The sequence below is a fragment of the Flammeovirgaceae bacterium SG7u.111 genome, from assembly GCA_034044135.1.
Lineage (GTDB): Bacteria > Bacteroidota > Bacteroidia > Cytophagales > Flammeovirgaceae.
The window spans coordinates 4,585,666-4,605,164 of the sequence record CP139021.1; the positions used below are offsets into that span (position 1 = coordinate 4,585,666).

The 19,499-nt window shown below is 39.6% G+C and carries 14 protein-coding genes; 6 read left to right on the forward strand and 8 right to left on the reverse strand.

The genetic code is table 11. The annotated features are described in order from the left end of the window. Positions 1-60 precede the first annotated feature (60 nt). Positions 61-2,028 carry a hypothetical protein gene (locus tag R9C00_18030; GenBank protein WPO33604.1) on the reverse strand — a complete coding sequence of 656 codons (1,968 nt, stop codon included), beginning with the start codon at positions 2,026-2,028 and terminating at the stop codon, positions 61-63. A gap of 514 nt (positions 2,029-2,542) precedes the next feature. On the opposite strand from R9C00_18030, the gene R9C00_18035 reads away from it, so the two are divergent. Together R9C00_18035 and R9C00_18040 are read left to right on the forward strand one after the other, a co-directional pair. Beyond that, positions 2,543-4,438, forward strand: coding sequence for a pentapeptide repeat-containing protein (locus tag R9C00_18035; GenBank protein ID WPO33605.1), 1,896 nt, complete (start codon positions 2,543-2,545; stop codon positions 4,436-4,438). 126 nt (positions 4,439-4,564) lie between these two features. Next, entirely contained in the window at positions 4,565-5,428 is an 864-nt protein-coding gene (locus R9C00_18040; protein WPO33606.1) for a family 16 glycosylhydrolase, read from the forward strand. Between the two features lie 125 nt (positions 5,429-5,553). On the opposite strand, the gene R9C00_18045 is transcribed toward R9C00_18040, so the two are convergent. The 3 genes from R9C00_18045 to R9C00_18055 all read right to left on the reverse strand — a co-directional run bounded on the left by R9C00_18045 (position 5,554) and on the right by R9C00_18055 (position 8,728). Next, positions 5,554-6,570, reverse strand: a complete 1,017-nt coding sequence (locus tag R9C00_18045) for an ATP-binding protein (GenBank protein ID WPO33607.1) — start codon at positions 6,568-6,570, stop codon at positions 5,554-5,556. A gap of 302 nt (positions 6,571-6,872) precedes the next feature. Continuing rightward, a complete protein-coding gene (locus R9C00_18050) occupies positions 6,873-7,598 on the reverse strand; it encodes a LytTR family DNA-binding domain-containing protein (protein WPO33608.1) in 726 nt (241 codons plus the stop codon). Continuing rightward, positions 7,595-8,728: a histidine kinase gene (locus R9C00_18055; protein WPO33609.1), complete on the reverse strand. Its 1,134-nt coding sequence runs from the start codon at positions 8,726-8,728 to the stop codon at positions 7,595-7,597. Before R9C00_18055 ends, R9C00_18050 begins: the two co-directional genes overlap by 4 nt. 258 nt (positions 8,729-8,986) lie before the next feature. On the opposite strand from R9C00_18055, the gene R9C00_18060 reads away from it, so the two are divergent. Next, on the forward strand, positions 8,987-11,452 hold the full coding sequence (locus tag R9C00_18060; GenBank protein WPO33610.1) for a TonB-dependent receptor: 2,466 nt from the start codon (positions 8,987-8,989) through the stop codon (positions 11,450-11,452). A 149-nt stretch (positions 11,453-11,601) separates the two neighbouring features. Here R9C00_18060 and R9C00_18065 read toward each other — a convergent pair whose 3' ends face one another. The 4 genes from R9C00_18065 to R9C00_18080 form a co-directional block, all read right to left on the reverse strand. Next, a complete protein-coding gene (locus tag R9C00_18065; protein WPO33611.1) occupies positions 11,602-12,570 on the reverse strand; it encodes a zinc-binding alcohol dehydrogenase family protein in 969 nt (322 codons plus the stop codon). Positions 12,571-12,759: 189 nt separating this feature from the next. Beyond that, on the reverse strand, positions 12,760-13,299 hold the full coding sequence (locus tag R9C00_18070) for a DUF2911 domain-containing protein (GenBank protein WPO33612.1): 540 nt from the start codon (positions 13,297-13,299) through the stop codon (positions 12,760-12,762). Between the two features lie 194 nt (positions 13,300-13,493). Further along, a complete protein-coding gene (locus R9C00_18075) occupies positions 13,494-13,880 on the reverse strand; it encodes a VOC family protein (protein ID WPO33613.1) in 387 nt (128 codons plus the stop codon). A 75-nt stretch (positions 13,881-13,955) separates the two neighbouring features. Beyond that, positions 13,956-14,771 carry a helix-turn-helix domain-containing protein gene (locus R9C00_18080; protein ID WPO33614.1) on the reverse strand — a complete coding sequence of 272 codons (816 nt, stop codon included), beginning with the start codon at positions 14,769-14,771 and terminating at the stop codon, positions 13,956-13,958. 247 nt (positions 14,772-15,018) lie between these two features. Here R9C00_18080 and R9C00_18085 point away from each other — a divergent pair, with 247 nt between their 5' ends. The 3 genes from R9C00_18085 to R9C00_18095 all read left to right on the forward strand — a co-directional run bounded on the left by R9C00_18085 (position 15,019) and on the right by R9C00_18095 (position 19,496). After that, positions 15,019-16,224 carry a hypothetical protein gene (locus R9C00_18085; protein WPO33615.1) on the forward strand — a complete coding sequence of 402 codons (1,206 nt, stop codon included), beginning with the start codon at positions 15,019-15,021 and terminating at the stop codon, positions 16,222-16,224. A gap of 330 nt (positions 16,225-16,554) precedes the next feature. Beyond that, complete coding sequence (locus tag R9C00_18090; GenBank protein WPO33616.1) at positions 16,555-16,884, forward strand: helix-turn-helix transcriptional regulator; 330 nt, start codon at positions 16,555-16,557, stop codon at positions 16,882-16,884. Next, on the forward strand, positions 16,881-19,496 hold the full coding sequence (locus R9C00_18095; protein WPO33617.1) for an FtsX-like permease family protein: 2,616 nt from the start codon (positions 16,881-16,883) through the stop codon (positions 19,494-19,496). Before R9C00_18090 ends, R9C00_18095 begins: the two co-directional genes overlap by 4 nt. The last annotated feature ends 3 nt before the right edge of the window (positions 19,497-19,499 follow it).

The following is a 19,499-nucleotide window of genomic DNA, read 5'->3' on the forward strand; positions in this document are numbered from 1 at the left end:
TTTGTTTGAACTCTTAAACTGAAAATTGCAACTGTTACACACCGTAATAATATCTAAGCATTAGGCTCTAGCTAGACAAACAGGAAATTTTAAAGGCAACCCACATTTAGAGCATATTCCTCCTACCCCTGAATTCAATAGAAAATTTAAACCATTATTGATTTCTTTAAGCACTATTAATTTGCGTTCCAATGAAACTGAATTTAGTTTTTCGATTTCATTTAGAGACTTATTGCACTGCCGAGCGATTTCAAAATTACTGTAATCTAATTCCTCAAAATCTTTCCGCCTTTTTAATTCCTCCAGCTTTTGATCAAACTCTTCTTTCGCAATAATATATTGTCTCTTTAACTCTTTTTGACTTGCAACCTCCTCCCTTTTTCTAGCTAGTTCAGATTGTCTTGCATCCTCTGCTTTTTTTTCATTATATTTTCTTTTGCTCTCTGCTATGTCTTTGTTATACTGTTCTATTTTTTTAATAAACACAAGCCTTCCAGATTTTATCTTTTTTGCTGTTGCCACTTTGATTGTTTTAAACTTTGACAAAAAGTTGGCTTTATCTTCAATTATTCTTTTTAAATTGATCTTAATCTTAGGTTTCGCATTAACATACTTCTTGTTGTTCTTAGCTTCTAAGCTCAAAATCTTATCTAAAACCATTTTCATCTCACCTGTTGCCACAAAAGCAATAAAAGGTTCAATTAATAATTCAATAGATAGTTTATAAGACGCAGGCAAAAGGTCTTTCAAAAAGCCAGTACCCTTTGAGAATGCCATTGCTATAAAATCCTTGCTGATGTTATCGTAAATCTCCTTTTGGTTTTTATTTAGACCTACAATTTTTACTTTTTGTTCTTTCTCAACTGCATCAAGTCTTTTCCAATATTTTTCCGCATCAGTTTTATTCCAATTTTGCTTATTCTTGAGATAGTCATCCGTCCAATTTATCTCCCCTAAATCATCAAAGAAATCACTTCTAGGCTTTGAAGCCTTTTTATCAGCCTTTTTAAAATATTCAAAACTTTTTTTATAATCATAAGTCCTTTCAAAATCTTCATAGAGATAGATATAAGGCTTATAATAAGGTAAAAGTGCATCTTGTGATGAAAGATCACCGATAGTGTCTTTAGATGAATCCTCATTTACCAAATAATCTTTAAATAAATCAATACCTTCAGGATTAAAAACACGCTCTTCGTATCTTTTATCTAAGAATATTTTCTTTATATCAGCTTGAAATCTTTTATCGTAATCAGATATTACAGATTTGATTTCATTAAGAGAGTTCTCAATAGTATCACATACCTCTTGACTAATATTTTCAGCTAATTCATACCTAAGTTCATTAATAGCAATATCCTTAGCTTTATTAAATATACTGTCATGAACAGTAATTATTTGAAACTCTAAATCTTTAAGTTCTGAATATTCCTTGGATATTTTTTGTCCTGTTGCTGCACCGAAAAACGAAACCCCAGAAAAATATGTTAAAAAAGTCAATATAAACACACTATTTTTCTTCACTTTTTCTAAACTAGATGGTTTGTATTTAAGTTGACCTAATACAATAATACTTACTACAAAAAAAGCCCATATTAAAGGAAAGAAATCCTTTATTTTACCCAGACCATAAAAGTTTATAAAGGTTAAATATTTAGCAATTTCTCCTAATGAGACTTTCAAAGGATCATATGCTATTTTAAACTCTATTAAAGTTGAAATAATAATAATGAAAATTGAGGCAACAATAAATGGTTTTAAAACTGCTAATACACTATCCGCCAAATCAATCAATTTTTTAACTTTTGATTCTTTAATAACTGGCCACTCATCTTTGTTATTAGTAATCAAAAAACCAGCAATAAACTTCTTTGTAGTTGAAAATTTTTCTTTTAATAGCTTAAAGTATCCAGAATAAGGATTGTCATTAAACTGCAGAAACATTAGTGCATGTACCTTATTAATAATCACAAAGACATACAGTAAGACTGAGACAGTAAAGATCATTAAAGCCACTCCAGTTGTCATGATTTCAGAATTTAATAATTAGACATATTTATTCTATACCCATGATTATTGATAACATAATAATCAAAACATCATGAATGACACTCTTGGAAAATTATAATCCCAAGCTCTAATAAATAATACAGTTAGAGAGTATTGTTTTTAGATAGATATGCTTCTTAATTAAATATGATTAATTGTAGGTAGGCTAGTTTTAATATTGCATTCAATAGTAAATACCAATCATAAAGATAATTTGTTCCGTATTTTCGTTGATTTATCCCACATTCTTATAACAATTATATTTCTCATAAAAAAAATACAACAAATACTTTTTCATACATATTACACGTATCGGAATATTAGTAAAACACAAAAATCAATCACAAATATTGATTCCCTTTTCCAACCTTCAACAACTACTAATAGATTTAAGAATGATCAAATTCAGAATAGATTTATAAATACTATAAAATCTATTTTTTTTTATTTATTTATTCTATAATATTGTTATGAACACAACAACTTACCGTTCATGGCTAACCCACCACAAGAAGATAAAAACCCTCACTCAAATGAAGAGCTTCAAAAACTAAAAGAAACTCTTGATACTTCCTCTTCTATAAACAGGAACTTAGAGATTATCTTTACTTCTTTTTTGATTTATGTGGTGATAATTATAATCAGTACAGATGATATACAGCTATTGCTTCCTGATAGCAAGTTAGCCCTTCCAATTTTAGGGATTCAACTTCCTGTAATAGGGTTCTATCTGGTAGTACCTGCTCTAATAGTAGCCTTGCATTTTAATATGCTTATCAACCTCTTGGAGCATAGCAAGAAGCTTTATGAATATTGGGATAAAGCAGGGAAAAACTCTTCTCAACTCTATCCCTTTTTATTCAATTTTACAGTAAGGTATGAAAATGGCTCCCTTATTTCTAAACTAGTCAATGGAGCGATACACATTAGTTTTTTTATCATACCTCTATTTGTACTTTTATACCTGCAAGTAAGATTTTCTGACTATCAAAGTCTTCTTTTTACAGTTATCCACTTTACGTTTCTTATATTAGATGCCTTTCTTCTTTTGATATTTTACTATCAAATTGTTGAAAATGAAAACTACAAAACCAAGTCAATCTCATGGGTAATAAAAGCCAAAGAAAATGGTCTTTTGCATTTAAAAAAGAGAGCAATATTAAACTTTACATTCTTTTGGGGAATTTTAATTTTTGGATTTTTTAACCTTGTAATAATCTTAACAGTATCTTGGAATCCAATAATATTAAAACCAATAAAAGGATTTATTTCTATTCCACATCTAACCGTAACTGATAAACTCCTTGTCAAAAATACTCCCCCTAATGAACTCTTAGAAGTTTATTACTCTAGAGATACCACGTTAGTAAAGGCCTATTTAGAACTTGCTGAAGGTATAAACCTTGAAAATAGAAACTTAAATTATGCTGAACTGGATGGCAACAAACTGTACAAATTAAAGGCTAATTATAATACGAAAATGGTAAATGCTAGTCTCAATAATACCGACCTACAAGAAGCTTACCTAGGGATGGTTGATTTACAAGAGGCTAATCTTTTCAACGCTCGTTTACAAAAGGCTGACCTTTCCAGAGCTCGTTTGCAAGAGGCCGACCTTAGAGGGACTAATTTACAAGGAGCAGACCTCTTTCATGCTAATTTACATGGGGCTGAACTCGCGGGGGCGATACAAACAAATAGTAATTCAGATATCACATTTGACTATATTTTAACAACAGACACCAGCCATAGAGAAGCAATCTCTGAAAAAATTTTTGACAAGCCAACAAGTTTACAAGGAGCTAACTTAATGTTTACGGACTTTATAGAAGCTGACCTTAGAAAGGCTAATTTCCAAGGGGCTGACCTTAAGTATGCTCATCTCCAAGGAGCTGACCTTAAGAATGCTGGTTTTCAAGGGGCTGACCTTAGGGGAGCTCGTCTCCAAGGGGCTGACCTTAAAGATGCTCATTTTCAAGGAATCCATTTACAAAACTCTGATTTAATTGGTATTACATATGAAAACATACAATTTGAGAGTAACTATTATCAACCAATTAATTTATTCCAGCCAGCAGATTCTATTATTAAAGAAATTCTAGAAAATTTATCTATAAATGATGAAATACAATTCTTGAAGAATATTAAAAAATTCGGTTTAAAGGACATTTTTAATTTCCAGTCTGATCTTGATGGGTTCATTTCTTTCAGAAAAAAAATGATCTGTTCAAAAGATATACTTAACCCAAGTAGTCTTTTATTTTCTGAGTTTGATTGCAAAAGTGATCCAAACCTAATAAGAGTAAACCGTGAACTAATTGAGCACCTGAAAAACACTTGTCCCGAAAAATTGGAAGGCATTGATTTAAGTAAATATTCAACTGAATAATGATTTTTTTAACAGTTTTGTACCTTATTTGTACCTTTATTCTATAACTTCCTGAAAATCAACACCAGTTACTTTTTGTATCGGGAAATGACCACTATTTTAATTTATTTCACAAAAACTATCATCATGAACAAATACATCATCACCTTATTAATTTCAGCTTGTTTTATCAATTTGTACGGCCAAGACCTCACTATTCCAAAGAAAAACTATACTGATACGGTAGATTTTTCCGCAGCACCTAAAAGGGTAGCTAAAAAATTCCCTCTTTCCGACCAGAGCAACACCGCCGAGTGGGAATTATTAAAAGAATACTCTGATGAGTTTAATAAAAAGAAGTTAGATACTGACAAATGGTATCCTAACAATCCGGGTTGGAAAGGAAGAAAACCAACGTACTTCCATGGTTCTAATGTAAGCCTCGACAAGGGCAACCTGGTTATCAAAATAAACCAACATGGCGATGAGGAACTTCCCGAAGGATATACGCATTCAACGGGATTCATCAAAAGTAAAAAACGGATTCTGTACGGATATTTTGAAGCAGAAATCAAATTGATGGATGCTCCATGGGTAAGTGGATTTTGGATGACGAATGCAGGCAAGGACTGGTGGACTGAAATTGACATTTGTGAAAATGCGCCGGGCTTGTCGTATAACAGGCACGATCTGAATTCAAACATCCATGTGTTTAGAGCACCAAAAGACAAGGGCGATGTGAAGAAACATTTTTCCCGAAATAAAAAGTATTATGTCCCTTTCGAGTTACAGCAAGATTTCCATGTGTGGGGATTGGAGTGGAACAAGGACGTGATCCGTTTTTATATTGATGGGGTATTGTTCCGCGAAGCAGAAAACACCCATTGGCACCAGCCGCTCGAAATCAATATCAACTGCGAATCTAACAAATGGTTTGGCGCATTGCCCGACGACAACAGACTTAACAAAGAATATAAAGTGAATTATGTGAGAGCTTGGCAAAAGAAGTAATCTCATGGCTTCGAATATGGTTGACCTTGTTGCCGAGCTTCTGGGCAAAATCAGTAGCTAGTTTTGATAGAAAAGGTGCCTTGTTTGCGGAAATGAAGCAACTCCAAGAAAAGTTGGGCTGAAGTTTAGGCGACATGGAGCGGTAGTGCGATAGTTACTTCCGTTCCTTTTTTGGGGGTCGACTCAATTCCAATCTGGCCTTTATGCTCTTGAAGAATTGTATAAGTGATGGATAGCCCCAGACCAGTTCCTTGTCCAGGATCTTTTGTGGTAAAAAATGGATCGGTAATTTTTGCAAGGTTTTCCTTCTCTATGCCTTCTCCTGTATCGGTTATTTTCACCTGAATATAATTATTCACTATGTCCGTCTCTATTGTAATCTCTCCTTTATCACTTATGGCTTGGCAGGCATTGGTAAGTATATTGATAAAAACCTGATGAATTTTCCCTACATTACCCTTCATTTCAAAAGGCTTGTCGGTGTATTTTTTATGTACATCAATTTTACTTTTTAGTTCATTGCCCAACATCAACAGGCAATTATCGAGAATATCATGTACTTGGCAAGCCTCATCATAGGTTTCAGTATTTCTGCTCAGCTTGTTCAGGCCAGAAATAATTGCCACAGCTCGGTCAATCCCTGTTTCTATGGAATTAAGAAGGCTAGTAACCAGCTCATCGGTATCTCCTTTGTCTTCAAAATAATACTTCAAACCTCTATATCCCCCAGAAATAAAATTCAAGGGATTGTTTATCTCATGTGCAATTCCCGCAGTCAATATCCCCAGGGAAGCCATTTTTTCGGCTTGAAACAACTGTGACTGTGTTGCTTTAAGTGTATGGATTGTACTCCTTAGGTTTGCGTTTTGCTGGTTGATAATACTATTTTTATCGTGGAGCTCTTTATTTGTTTTACTCAACTCATCTGTAGCAACATCTAAGTCCCTTGAACGTGCTTCAAAAAGCTTTTCCAAATCAACTTTATGTTCTTCTAGCTCTTTTTCTGTATTTCTTAGTTTTTCCAAATGCTTCTTTAAAAACAGAAAAAAAATCACACCTGTAACAAACACATAAAACCATCCTTTATAGGTTTGCATTTCTTTTATTAGCTCCGAATCACTAATGAATGAATTCAAAATCATATCTGAAAAAACAATCCACAGACCACCCACAAGTAAATAAGCTACAGTGATCTTATATTCAAACTTAAAACATTTTATAACCTTGACCATCCTGAGCTTTGCTACTTGTTTTAAATCACTTTTTTTCAATCTGAGACTTTTATTGAAAGTATCTAAAATTGATCCTAATCCAAAACTAATAGCTATTAAAAAAGAAACAAGCACATATTAAGAAACTCGACCTGCAAACTGGACCAGCTTCTGAACAAGGTAAAAGGGAGCCCGTCTTATCAAAAAAACATATACACCCCCTATACTTTTTACTACTTTTTCCAGAGCTTTCCTCCCAGCACTTTCTGAAGTACATCGTCACGGTAATTTCGGCTAATGGGCACTCGCGCCCCGTCCATTAGCAGCTCGTTATTTTCTATGCACTGTACTTTGAGAATGGAGGCTATATAGGATTTATGCACACGTACAAAGGGTTGCCCTTTCAGGTTTTCCTCAATGGTTTTCATATTGAGAAGGGTAACATATTTCCCCATTTCGGTATAGATGACAACATAGTTTTGCATGCCCTCTATGTACTTTATATCCTTAAAAAATATTTTCTCAAATTTGTAATCGCACTTCACAAAAAAATAGGAGTCTTGAAGTTCCGAAGGGGCTTCGGTTGCCAAAGAATTACACAAAAGTTGGTAGTACTCTTTCGCTTTGGCAGCTCCTTTAAAAAAGCGGTTGAAGGTGATGGGCTTCACCAAATAATCGAGCACATCGAGCTGGAAACCTTCCAAGGCATAACTGGGGTAAGCGGTAGTAATAATGACCATGGGTGGCTTTTTGGTCACTTTCAAATATTCTATGCCGTTCATGAGGGGCATTTGAATATCTAAGAAAACCAAATCCACATCTGTTTCTTCCAGCAGCTTGGTGAGCTCTATGGGATTGTTTCCCGTACCTGCCAGTTCCAAAAAATCAACCTTTTGCACATAATCAATAATGCATTCCCGTGCCAAAGGTTCATCGTCTATTACAACACATCTGATCATAGTTTTTCGCTTAAAACAGGTTCTGGTTTGATTAAGGTTTTTTCTTGAAGTTCCAAGCTGAGTTTTACTTCGTACTGCCCATTGGTTTTCCCAGTAGCCAACTCGAATTTGCCAGGATAAAGGAGCGCCAGCCTTCGCTTCACATTTTCCAAGCCCAGCCCTCCATACTCAATTGCTTCTTTTGCACTTTCGGAGCTAGCTGTGTAGCTATTCGCTACGTTAAAACTCATTTTATTATTCTGAATTCCTAGATGAATAGCAATCCAGTTTTTCTGATCGATATGCTGGGAAACATGCTTGAAAGCATTTTCAATAAAAGGCATTAAAATAAACGGAGCGATCATTTGGTTACCCGTTGCCTGCAAGGGAAGATCCACTTTCACTTCAAAGCTTTCGTCCAGCCTCAATTTTTCCAATTCAATAAACCCTTCCAGATACATTACTTCCCTAGAAAGAGGAATTTGCGCTTCGTTGCACTCGTACAACTGATAGCGAAGCAAACTCGAAAACTTAGCCAATGACTCGGTAGCCATCTCGGTGTTTTTGTTGATCAGTACAAAAATAGAATTGATCGTATTGAACAAAAAATGCGGGTTGAACTGCGACTTCAAAAACTTCAGTTCCGTTTCCAGTTTCTCTTGGGCTAATTCCTGTTCCCGCTTTTGCGATTCGAGGTAATTCTTTGCCAATTTTATACTCATGCCCAAGGTCATGCTGCCTATTGCAGAAGGAAACGAATTGTGGATAAAAATATCTATACCCGTCAGCCCTGGCTTTTGGTACAACTCGCCTACCTCTTTACCAATTAAAAAAGAACTAAGGTAATAACCCGACATAACCGTTAGCCCCATGGCTACCAACGTCGCTCCAAGGGCAAGAAAAAAGAGGGTGTATTTTCCCTTTTCCAAAAATCTGGGAATAAGAAAATAGAGACAGAAATAGACTCCTATGGCTTGGAAAACAACATAAAAGGAGAATTTAATGGCAAAAGGAGGATAGCTGATATTATTGACAGTTTTTACCGCATCGCCGTTTTCAAACACCAGCCACCAAAAAAAGTGGTACGCTGCCCAAAAGAGTAAGTGATGTAGTTTGTACTTAAAAATCCAGCTATAGTTATGTGTGCTCATGTCAATTGTGGCTATTCAACAACTTCTAATCTAAGTTGTTTTTTAAACTCTATTCCATATTAATTTACAACAAGTCCTTTTTTATTGATGAAATGCAGATAAGTTTATACATACGGTATGCTAATTACAAATTAGCTGATTTTTAGCGACTTATCAACGTTTCTTGCATCTCGTCAAAAATCCCAGCCCTCTTATCATTCATACTTTTAGCTCTTCCAGCTAAATGCTTGATTTGACCAAACCCAAATCAGAAGAAGTATGAAACGAATAACTATCACCCAAATAGCCCTCCAACTCTTGTTCTTGTTCTCTTTTGCTGTTGCCTTTGCACAGGTCCAAGGCAAGATCTACGACAACAAAGGCACTTCTTTGCCTTATACCAACGTGATTTTGATGAACGCCACAGACTCCTCTTTTGTAAAAGGATCGGTCACTGATCCAAGTGGAAATTTCCTAATTAATAACATCCCTAACGGCAAGTATTTTCTTAGTATTTCCTCCATCGGCTACCGCAAAATGTTCACAAATACTTTCTTTATAAATACGGAAACCAAAGCTAAAACATTTGATGACTTATCCCTTGAAGAAGAAGCTACCTACCTAGAAGGAGTGGAGGTACGAGCCCAAAAAGTGATGGTAGAACAAAACCCAGAAGGAATGGTGGTGAACGTGGAAAACAGCATCATGACCAAAGGAAGCTCTGCCTTGCAATTGATAGAACGATCGCCTGGGGTAGTGCTCGACCAACGAAATAATACGCTGACTTTGAATGGGCAAAGCGGTACACTGATCATGATTAATGGTCGCCCAGTGAGGATGTCGGCAGAGGAGATCACCAACCTACTAAAAGGCATGAGTGCCGATAATGTCCAAAAAATTGAGCTACTGACCAATCCCTCCGCCAAGTACGATGCCGATGGAGGAGCGGGGATCATCAACCTTGTGCTCAAAAAAAATGAAAGCCAAGGCACAAACGGCTCGGCTTCGGTTAGCTTTGGTTATGGCTACGGACAAAAAGAAACGGTGAGCCTCAACCTTAACCACCGCACGGGCAATACCAATTACTTTGGTACCTATGCCTTTTCCAACGACGATACCTACTCCAATTGGCGAGGAATAGGCACAAGTGTCATGTCGGTTTTTGATGGAAAAACAGCGTATGATTTCAAAAGCCAAACCGAACAAAACAACAAAAGCCACAACCTTCAACTGGGCATGGAACGGGAAATGAGCGAGAGTTTGTTTGCTGGAGCTACGCTGATGTACAACCATTCGGTGATCAAAAACGATGTGCTCAACGAGGCCGACTACTGGTTTGCAAACGATCCGTTTATGAGCGCCCAAATCAATATAAATGGGCAAAATACCTGGGATAACCTCAACGCTACTTTTTATGCTGAAAAAACCTTTAGCGAGAAATCAAAGCTCAAGCTAGATGCCGATTACCTCTATTATTCAAACAATTATCCCACAGTTGTCTACAATGAATTCTTTGACGAAAATGGACAACCGTTCGATCCCTCGAATGCAGTATTTGTGGAAAACAACCGAGGGGAAAGCGGTACCGATATTCAAATTGGGGTGCTGAAAATGGACTGGGAAAAGACCTTAAACGATAAAATAAACATTGAAACTGGCGTAAAGGGCTCTTATTCTGAGACCAGTAATTTTGCCATTATAGAAGAAGCTCGGGACGGGGAATGGGGGCTAGACCCTCGCAACAAAACCGAATCGCAGATTGATGAAATAATAGGAGCTGCCTATGCCTCCCTATACTACTCGCTGGACAGCAACACCAACATTACGCTAGGCGCTAGGTACGAACACTGGACCAGAGACTTTGGCGACCCTGCACTAGACCAAAACTCTGGTAAGCTCTTCCCTTCCCTCTTCATCAATAGAAAATTAACTTCTAACACAAGCTTGCAGTTTGTGTATAACAGGAGGATTTCCCGACCAAGTTACAACGACCTTGCCGCCAACCTGACCTATAACAGTCCAACTTCAGTTCTTGCAGGAAATCCCTATTTGCAGCCTACCATAGCGGATAATCTGAGGCTGAGTTACCTGATCAAAGACATCAACATTGCCTTGGTTTATACGCACGAAACGAACCCCATCGTCAGGTATCAAGTATCTGAACTAAAAGATACCGAGTTGGCAGTAATAGCTCCGCAGAACATGACCTACCAAAAGAATTTTGCCTTGCAAACCAACATCCCTTTGCAGCTTTTTAGTTGGTGGTCGGTAAATGTGGGAGGCAGCGTAGGCATCCGAGAATTCCAGCTTTCGCACACCAAGGAACAAGTAGTGAAAGACTATTTCGCCTACAACACCTATGGGAGCAATACTTTTTCCCTCCCCTTCAACATCACCGCAGAGATCTCTGGTTTCTATAACAGCGACCACTACTACGGCAGTATGAAAGCCCAAGGTTTTGGGCAAATGAATATTGGGTTGAAAAAGAACTTGAAAGACAACAAGGGCAGCTTCCAGTTTTCGATCACCGATGTATTCGAAACTATGCAATACGAAAACGAACTAGGAACACTCACCGAAGAAGCCTACAACTCTCAATTTAATGTGATATTCAGACCAGAATCGGGCGATACAAGAATCTACAGGCTCACTTATAGCAAAACTTTTGGCAACACAAAACTGAAAGGCAAAAAGCAACGCCAAGGAGGCTCTAATGAGGAAAAATCGAGGGTAAACAAAGGATAGCAGAATCAACAACATTACACCTATCTACAATATTCCACTTTCAGAAAGGTGTATTAAACTCTACTCAAGTATTTATAGAGTTTTATATTAGTAAACTAAGCACCCTTTCAAGCTTCTTGAACGGGTGCTTCTATTTAACCAGTTCTTGGCTAAACCTCCACCACTACCTTCCCTTTTGCCTTGTTATCTTCCATGTACTGATGTGCTTCTGCTACTTCAGAGAGGGTAAAAACCTTATCTATGTTCAGGCTTACTTGACCATTCGCCACTTCGTCAATGAACTCTTGGAGCAACTCTTTTGAAAGGTTTTTCGATTCGCCCATGTAGACGGTAAGCCTGCCCAAAGATGGAATATCGCCCATGGGGCTAAAGTCCGACATGGTCCATTCATTGCCCAAGATGCCTGTCATGCACACCATGCCTTTGTAGCCGATGCACTTGAGGGAATCTTTCAGCGTGCGTGTGCCTATTAGCTCCAACACTTTGTCCACTCCCTCGGGAAATAAGGCGCGCAGTTTTGGCGCAACAGTTCCATCGTCGATGAGCACATGGTCTGCCCCATTGGCAAGCAGCGCTTCTTCTTTGGCTGGGTTTCTCGTGGTGGAAACCACGGTCAAGCCCTTGGCTTTTGCCAACTGGCAAGCCAACATTCCTATGGAAGAAGTCCCGCCCCTAATGAGCAATTTTTCTCCTTTCTCAATTTCCAAAGCTTGATTGAGCGAACCCGAAACAGTTTGAAACATTTCAGGGATTGCCCCTAAGGTAGACCAAGGCAACGAGCTGGTAAATGGAAAAACGATCTCCAAAGGAACAAGGCTGTACTCGGCATAGCCACCGTCAAAAAAGCGCCCCATACCACCCATAATCGCCGCCACTTGCTGACCTTTTGGGTAAGTGCCAGAAGGGTCATTTTCCACTATTCCCACACATTCTATCCCTTGGATTCGGGGAAAGTCCACACCGGGCGAATCGCCACGGCGGGTAAATAACTCGGAACGGTTCAAACCAAAGGCCTTCACCTGAATAAGCACCCAACCTGATTTCACGTCAGGCTTGGGTACTTCTTTTACTTCAATTACGTCGGGGTTTCCCGCCTTTAGGGTAACTGCTGCTTTCATTTATTTTTGAGGGCTAATTTTGTTAAACATGTATCGGGCAATTTTTATGATAGTAAGAATACAAACAAGCTTGACACAAGCTATCAATTAGCTTTCGCTATTTTTCCAAGCAAAAGCAGAAAAAAAGCAACTACCGACTTTGCGATAGTTGCCTCAATATTATTTTGCAACAAATCTGTTAGAAACACCTTACATAAGCTTGATGGGAACAGTAAGTTTTTCCCATTTCAACACCAATGCATCGCCATCCATAACATATTCCAATGTTTCGGAGCTTTCGCCCACAGCCTTAGGGCTCACTGTTACTTTCAATACATCTTTGTCGGCATTGTGCTTGTAAGCACCCCACTGCTTAGGCTCTGAGTTAAAAATGATTGTCCACTCAGTTTCTCCAGGGATAGTGAAAAAGCTGTATTTTCCAGCTGCTAGCGTTTTCCCTTCTACTTTCACGTCTTTCGAAAGTTCAATGGTCGTAGCTTCGTTGGCACCAGCTCTCCAAACTTTGTCGTAAGGAACCAAGCCTCCCCACACTTCTCTTCCTTTCACCGATGGGCTTCCGTAAACCACTGTTACGGTAGCATCACCCACCATGGCTTTCATCTCCTTTTTAGGGCTAGGGATATCTCCTTTCAATACTTTTGTTTCATAAGCATCTTGCGCTTGGGCAAAACCGACAAAGCAAAACAAGGCAACAAGCATACTGCTAATAGTAATCGAATTACGTTTCATTTTTTTTTAAGTTTTAGATTTAAAAATGCTGATGAGTATTCACGTGGATTAGTTTATCAGCATTTTAACATCCGCTCTTTTGAAGTGTTCGGATTTTAAGGTTTTTTAAGATTTGAAGCTCTATAAATCACGCCTTATGGTGGATAATCCTGCACCCATTCTTGAAATAGGACTAAAGTGCATTTGTAACCTATCTACCCTTCTTGCGGCTGGTAGCGCACCAAGTCAATGGCTACCCCATTGGGATCAGTTATGGCAAAATGCCTATCCCCCCAAGGCTCATCCCTTAGCTCAATCTTTATTTCCGTTCCCTTGCTTTTTATTTCCTCGTAAAGCGCGTCTACATCTTCTACTTCAATGGTGAGGTAAACGCCTCTTCCACCAAAAGCTGGTTGGAACAAGGCTTTTTGGCTTGGGTGGTTGGGCAAGAGAAATGAGAGTTCCGCCTGCCTATTTGGTGTGTGCATGAGCAAGTAAAAATCATTTTCGAAGGTGATGCCAAATTCCAGCGTTTCTGTGTAGAACTTTTTGGTTTCTTGCAGTTTTTCGGTGATAATTCCAGCATTTAGTTTCATCGTCATTTTTGTTTTTAAGTTAAACTTATGACACAAAACTAGCGGGGAGCTAAACGATTTCTTTGTAAAAAACGGACATAATCAATGAAGTGCCGAGCTGGGAGTTTCCCCATACATATGCTTGAATTCTTTTACAAAATGGGCATGATCGTAATAGCCCGCATCGTAAAAGACCTTGTTTTTCCTCAAACTTTCTTTTGAAGGTTTTGCATTCAAAAACTGTTGAAAACGAACAATTTTGGCAAAGGTTTTTGGTGACTCACCAATGTAAAAGCTGAACAAGCGCCTTAGCTGCCTTGGGCTTATCCCCGTATCAAGTTCTTCTTGCACTTTCACCAGCCCTTTCGATTGTAAAATCAAACTAACTGCATGGCCAAACCTTGGATCCAACACTAAATCTGAATTGCCCAACACTTTTAGCAAATAGGCATCTAGCTTAGGTTTCAGCTCACCCAACGTTTGAACACCATCGGCTACTTCAGCAATCTCTTTGGACAAACTTGGCAACACCTCCTCCAAAAAGGCAAAGCGATCGGTGAGTTCTGAAGCCGCAACTCCGAAGAGGATGGGGAAAGCAGAGGGCAAAAAGCGCAAGCCGAAATAGTGGAATGAATTGTTTAGAGGAAATTCGGTGTAGGAATTTGAAAACCCGATGATGAAGTTATCGGAAGGGTTGGCTGTTTCCCAAAGCAGGTCAATGCAGCCATCGGCTACTACTCGGTACACAAAAGACTGGGAAAGAGGCTGTCCTGTTTTCAATTCCCAATAGCAATGCACCAAATTGGAAAGCCCAATTGCTGGAGTAGCTTCCACATAGGTCACATTTCCGCCCGTGCTCCCCACCGTAGGCTGGATGGGGGAAAACTGATTTTTGATAGAGGTGAATAGTTTGTCCATAGCACGCAATGAAATCCCCCACCAAATAACAAAAAAAAGCCTCCCCGTTCAAGTAACAAAAATTAATAGTTATAGAATTGGGCTAGGGTTTGAAGTCAATTCTTGTACGATAGAAGGCTTCACTTCTTTTCTTTGGGACATATCAATGGGGATGTCAATCGGAAAAGAATAACGCCTTCTCCTCGGAAAAACAATTCTCCTTCGCTAGATTTAGAAAGACAACCACCATAAACAGACACCTACTCAAATGCCAAATAAAAAGAAAGAGGACTCCGATTTGCAAAGCATTACCCGCTTGATAACGGATGCCACTTTAGGGGTGACAGATATGGTGGAAGCCATGCACAAGCGAGTGGTTCACCCTCCTCTTTTGCCATCGACCCCTATCCAACACCTAATCACCAAAATTGCTGGCTTCACTTTTAAAAATATCAGGTGGAGCACTCAACGCATAGGCGGTGGTTTAGATAAAGCGTTAGGGCAATTAGCCCCCATCCTTGGGAACATAAAGGCTACCGACGAAAGGGAGGCTCTCCGCTCAGTGCTGAACGGAGTAGTCGGTGACCATTTGGAAAAAAAAGAAAACCCTCTAAAAATCACGATGCAATTCAGGCATCGCTCAAAGGCAGTACCGCTCTATAACACGAGCCTTGCTGCTGCTTATCCCGCTATCAATGGCAAAATCCTTCTGATGGTGCACGGCTTGTGCATGAACGATATCCAGTGGACCAGAAAAGAGCACAACCATGGAGAAGCCCTAGCAAAAGAATTGGGGAAAACGCCCATTTACCTGCATTATAATAGCGGTCGGCATGTCTCGTCAAATGGGAAAAGCTTCAGTGAACTGGCAGAAGAGTTGGTGAAGCATTGGCCCGTACCCGTTGAAGAACTGGTCATAGTAGCACACAGCATGGGTGGTTTGGTGGCTCGCAGTGCTGTTCACTATGGTCAAATGCAACAGAAAACATGGACAAAACACCTCAAGAAAATCGTTTTCTTGGGAACGCCCCACCATGGTGCTCCTCTGGAACGAATAGGAAATTATGTGGATGTGATTCTTGAGACTATCCCGTATACAAAACCTTTTGCCCGATTGGGCAAGATCAGAAGTGCAGGCGTAACAGACTTGAGGCATGGCAACCTGATTGATGAGGACTGGCAGGGAAAGGATAGGTTTGAACAACAAGGAGACCAAAGGCAGCACATCCCCTTGCCAAAACAAATAACCTGTTATAGCATTGCCGCCGCTATTGGAAGTGAATTAGATCCAGTATCGTCTCGGGTAGTAGGAGATAGTTTGGTGAATGTAAAAAGTGCCTTAGGGCAACACGAGAACCCTGCTAAAAGCTTGCACTTTGAGCCGAATAACACGTGGGTTGCATACAACAACAACCATTGGGATTTATTGGATAACCCTAAAGTTTATGAGAAATTGAAGGCTTGGTTGGGCTAGGGAAAGAAGACCTGTTTAATTAAATCTGCTATTAAATTAATTATGCCATACCTACGGCGTTGTTTATTCCTCTTTTCTCATTCCTACAATTATGAAACTCCTTCGGGGTATTTATCCTGAACAGCCTACCTCGTAGAGGCTACAAAATTGTAGAAAAGGCTGACCAAACGGATTCAACCCAGTATGGGTTGCACAAATCTTCCCCTCCCCTTTTTTCCACCTATCCACTCATTCCATCCCACTCACAAAGGATATTTTACACTTATGTAAAATATATAAAATACCCGAGTTATTATTTTTACATTTATATAAAATATAGTTTAAACACCAATGAAAGGATATTACCTAGGAGAGTTTGAAGAAATTGTGTTGCTCACGGTTTGTGGCTTGCAAGAGGGCGCCTATGGCAATGCGGTAAAAGAAGAGATAAACCGCTGCTCGCACAGGCAAGTGGGGCTGAGCGCAATCCATGCGGCACTGTACCGAATGGAGCGCAAGGGCTACCTCACTTCGCAAAAGGGAGAGCCTACCAAAGAGCGTGGCGGAAAACGAAAGAAATATTTCTCGATCACTCCCTTTGGGGTGAAAGCCTTAAAAATGGCGGAAGAAACCCGACAAGAACTTAGAAGTGCTATTCCTAAAATCATCTGGCAGGTATGAAGCAAGTAATAGAAAACTACTGGAAAATCAGGCTTTTCCGTAACCTGCTCCGCCTTTTCTGCCATCCCGACCTACTCGAAGAAATAGAAGGCGACTTGGAAGAGGCATTTCAAAAAGACAGCCAACATCTGGGAGTTAAGAAAGCGACTTGGAATTATATCCTGACTGTGCTCACCTCCTTTCGCCCATATATGTTCCTCCAAAGAAATTATATACCTAATAGCTATAAAACTATGTTCAACTCAACAAGTATCTTGAGCACCATTCGGGTGTTGAAAAAACAAAAAACATTTACTTTCCTCCATGTTACGGGGCTTACTATCGGCATAGCCTGTGCCCTATTGGTGGGCATTTATGTTTCATATGAGCTTTCGTACAGTACTTCTTTTTCTGAAACAGATAATATTTACCGCTTAAACCTTGACGAGGATAACACGAAAATAGCTATTTCCCCTAACATCGTTGGCCCACTTGCAAAAAGAGAATTACCTGCTACTGAGTCTTTTTGCCGAATGTATGTGTGGGACAAGACGTCTTTTACCATTGACGGAAAGAGCTGGGTAGAGCCCACCTATTGCGTGGACTCTAGTTTCCTTGAAATGTTTTCGTGGGAAACCTTGGCTGGCAACCCGGATAAAATGTTGAAAGCCCCTAAAACATTAGTACTCACCGAATCCACTGCAGAAAAATACTTTAGAGATCTTAGCCCTACCGATGTAGTTGGACAAACATTGATGGTCGATGGAAAAACCCCTTACCTCATTGAAGGGGTGATAAAAGACCCACCTGCCAACTCAGATTTTTCATTTACTATGTTGAGTCCATTTTACGACCTCACTTGGGCACAAGAGGAGACATGGGGCAATGCTAACTACCAAACATTCGTCAAGTTGATAGAAGGAGTTTCCCCAGAAAAATATTATGCTGATTTGACAAATCTTGCCGATGGAAAACAACAAGATAAGGTCAAAGAATTCCGTCGGATGCCTTACTTGCAACCTTTTCAAGACATCCACCTTTCGAGTGGAATTGACTATGATTTTGACACAAAAACTGATAGCCAATATTTGTATACTTTTGCAGGGATTGCATTGCTCATCTTAGTGATCGCCTGCATCAATTACATCAATCTATCCACGGCTAGGGCTACCGAAAGAGCCAGAGAAGTAGGCGTTAGAAAAGTATTGGGTGCGCACAAAAGCCAGTTGTTTTTCCAGTTTTTCTCCGAAGCATTGTTGATCGTGCTCTTTAGCTTTGCACTTGCCATATTCCTCGTTTGGAACTTGCTCCCTTCGCTCAATAGCCTCATTGACAAACAGCTTAGTTTTCCTGCATTTTTCAACCTAGAAAATTCTCTTTGGATTGCGGGTGGACTTTTGGGCATTTCCTTACTTTCGGGAGCATACCCATCGCTATTACTGACTTCCTTTCGCCCTCTCGTAATCATGAAAAAGAATTACAAGGCTTCCAAATCGGGGGTGATCCTTCGGAAATCATTGGTAACGGTGCAGTTTGCCGCCTCGGTGTTCTTGTTACTCGCCACGTTCACGGTGGGAAGGCAATTGGCGTACATCCAAGAGAAAAACTTGGGTTTCGATAAGCAAGTATTCAGCCACTATTACCAATCTTCTACAATGGGTAGCCGCGATGCATTCAGAAATCAACTCAGCAATATTTCTGGGGTAAACAAGGTCTCTTTCGCTTCAAATACTCCCGAAAGTATTTCTTCGGTGTGGGATATGAGAACTGGGTCCACTGATGACGACTGGGCGCCAGTGTATTTAGCACGGATCGATGAATATTATTTGGAAACTTGTAAAGTAAAGTTATTGGAGGGCAGAAATTTCACGAAATCTAGTAGTATATTCCGAGATGATGACGATGAAGGACTTACGGAGTATATCATTAACCGTCCCGCCATGGAAAAACTGGGCTATACTCTCGAAAACGTTCTGGGACAAACGATAGCAGTTTCCGAAGAACGGGGAACTGTTATTGGTGTGGTGTCTGACTTCCATTTTGCGAATCTGAAAAAGGAAATAGAACCTTTGATATTTGCTTACAACCCTGAGGATACATGGCGAGTACTGGTGAGCATGAATGAAAACCAAGCGGCCGAAATCCTACCAAAAATAGAAGAGGTTTTTGCAGAACTTGCCCCCAACTATCCTTTCGACTACAGCTTTTTGAGCGACTCGTTTGAAAAACGGTACAGGCTTGAAAGCCAACTTGGCACTATCAGCAGCATACTTTCGGGAATAGCCATTATTGTTGCCTGCCTCGGGCTCATCGGCTTAACGTCTTTCACCACCCATCAGCGTTCGAAGGAAGTCAGTATTAGGAAAGTGCTTGGGGCTTCTATTCCAGATATTATTGTACTGCTTTCCCGTGAGCTTTTCTGGTTGTTGGTCGTTTCCATCGTGCTCGCCATACCGCTGGCATGGATGTACATGGATAATTGGCTCAATGAATACGCCTTCCATATAGAGCTTTCTTGGTGGATGGCTCTGCTGCCAGTAACTATGATTGTGCTGTTCACCTTTTCTACCGTGGGCTACATGCTCCTGAGGTCAGCAAACCAGAACCCAGCGAATAATTTAAGGTCGGAGTAAAAC

Coding starts and splice junctions, on each gene's coding strand:
- R9C00_18030 (WPO33604.1), bottom strand. CDS start 2,028: ATGACAACTGGAGTGGCTTTAATGATCTTTACTGTCTCAGTCTTACTG.
- R9C00_18035 (WPO33605.1), top strand. CDS start 2,543: ATGGCTAACCCACCACAAGAAGATAAAAACCCTCACTCAAATGAAGAG.
- R9C00_18040 (WPO33606.1), top strand. CDS start 4,565: ATGAACAAATACATCATCACCTTATTAATTTCAGCTTGTTTTATCAAT.
- R9C00_18045 (WPO33607.1), bottom strand. CDS start 6,570: ATGATTTTGAATTCATTCATTAGTGATTCGGAGCTAATAAAAGAAATG.
- R9C00_18050 (WPO33608.1), bottom strand. CDS start 7,598: ATGATCAGATGTGTTGTAATAGACGATGAACCTTTGGCACGGGAATGC.
- R9C00_18055 (WPO33609.1), bottom strand. CDS start 8,728: ATGAGCACACATAACTATAGCTGGATTTTTAAGTACAAACTACATCAC.
- R9C00_18060 (WPO33610.1), top strand. CDS start 8,987: ATGAAACGAATAACTATCACCCAAATAGCCCTCCAACTCTTGTTCTTG.
- R9C00_18065 (WPO33611.1), bottom strand. CDS start 12,570: ATGAAAGCAGCAGTTACCCTAAAGGCGGGAAACCCCGACGTAATTGAA.
- R9C00_18070 (WPO33612.1), bottom strand. CDS start 13,299: ATGAAACGTAATTCGATTACTATTAGCAGTATGCTTGTTGCCTTGTTT.
- R9C00_18075 (WPO33613.1), bottom strand. CDS start 13,880: ATGACGATGAAACTAAATGCTGGAATTATCACCGAAAAACTGCAAGAA.
- R9C00_18080 (WPO33614.1), bottom strand. CDS start 14,771: ATGGACAAACTATTCACCTCTATCAAAAATCAGTTTTCCCCCATCCAG.
- R9C00_18085 (WPO33615.1), top strand. CDS start 15,019: ATGCCAAATAAAAAGAAAGAGGACTCCGATTTGCAAAGCATTACCCGC.
- R9C00_18090 (WPO33616.1), top strand. CDS start 16,555: ATGAAAGGATATTACCTAGGAGAGTTTGAAGAAATTGTGTTGCTCACG.
- R9C00_18095 (WPO33617.1), top strand. CDS start 16,881: ATGAAGCAAGTAATAGAAAACTACTGGAAAATCAGGCTTTTCCGTAAC.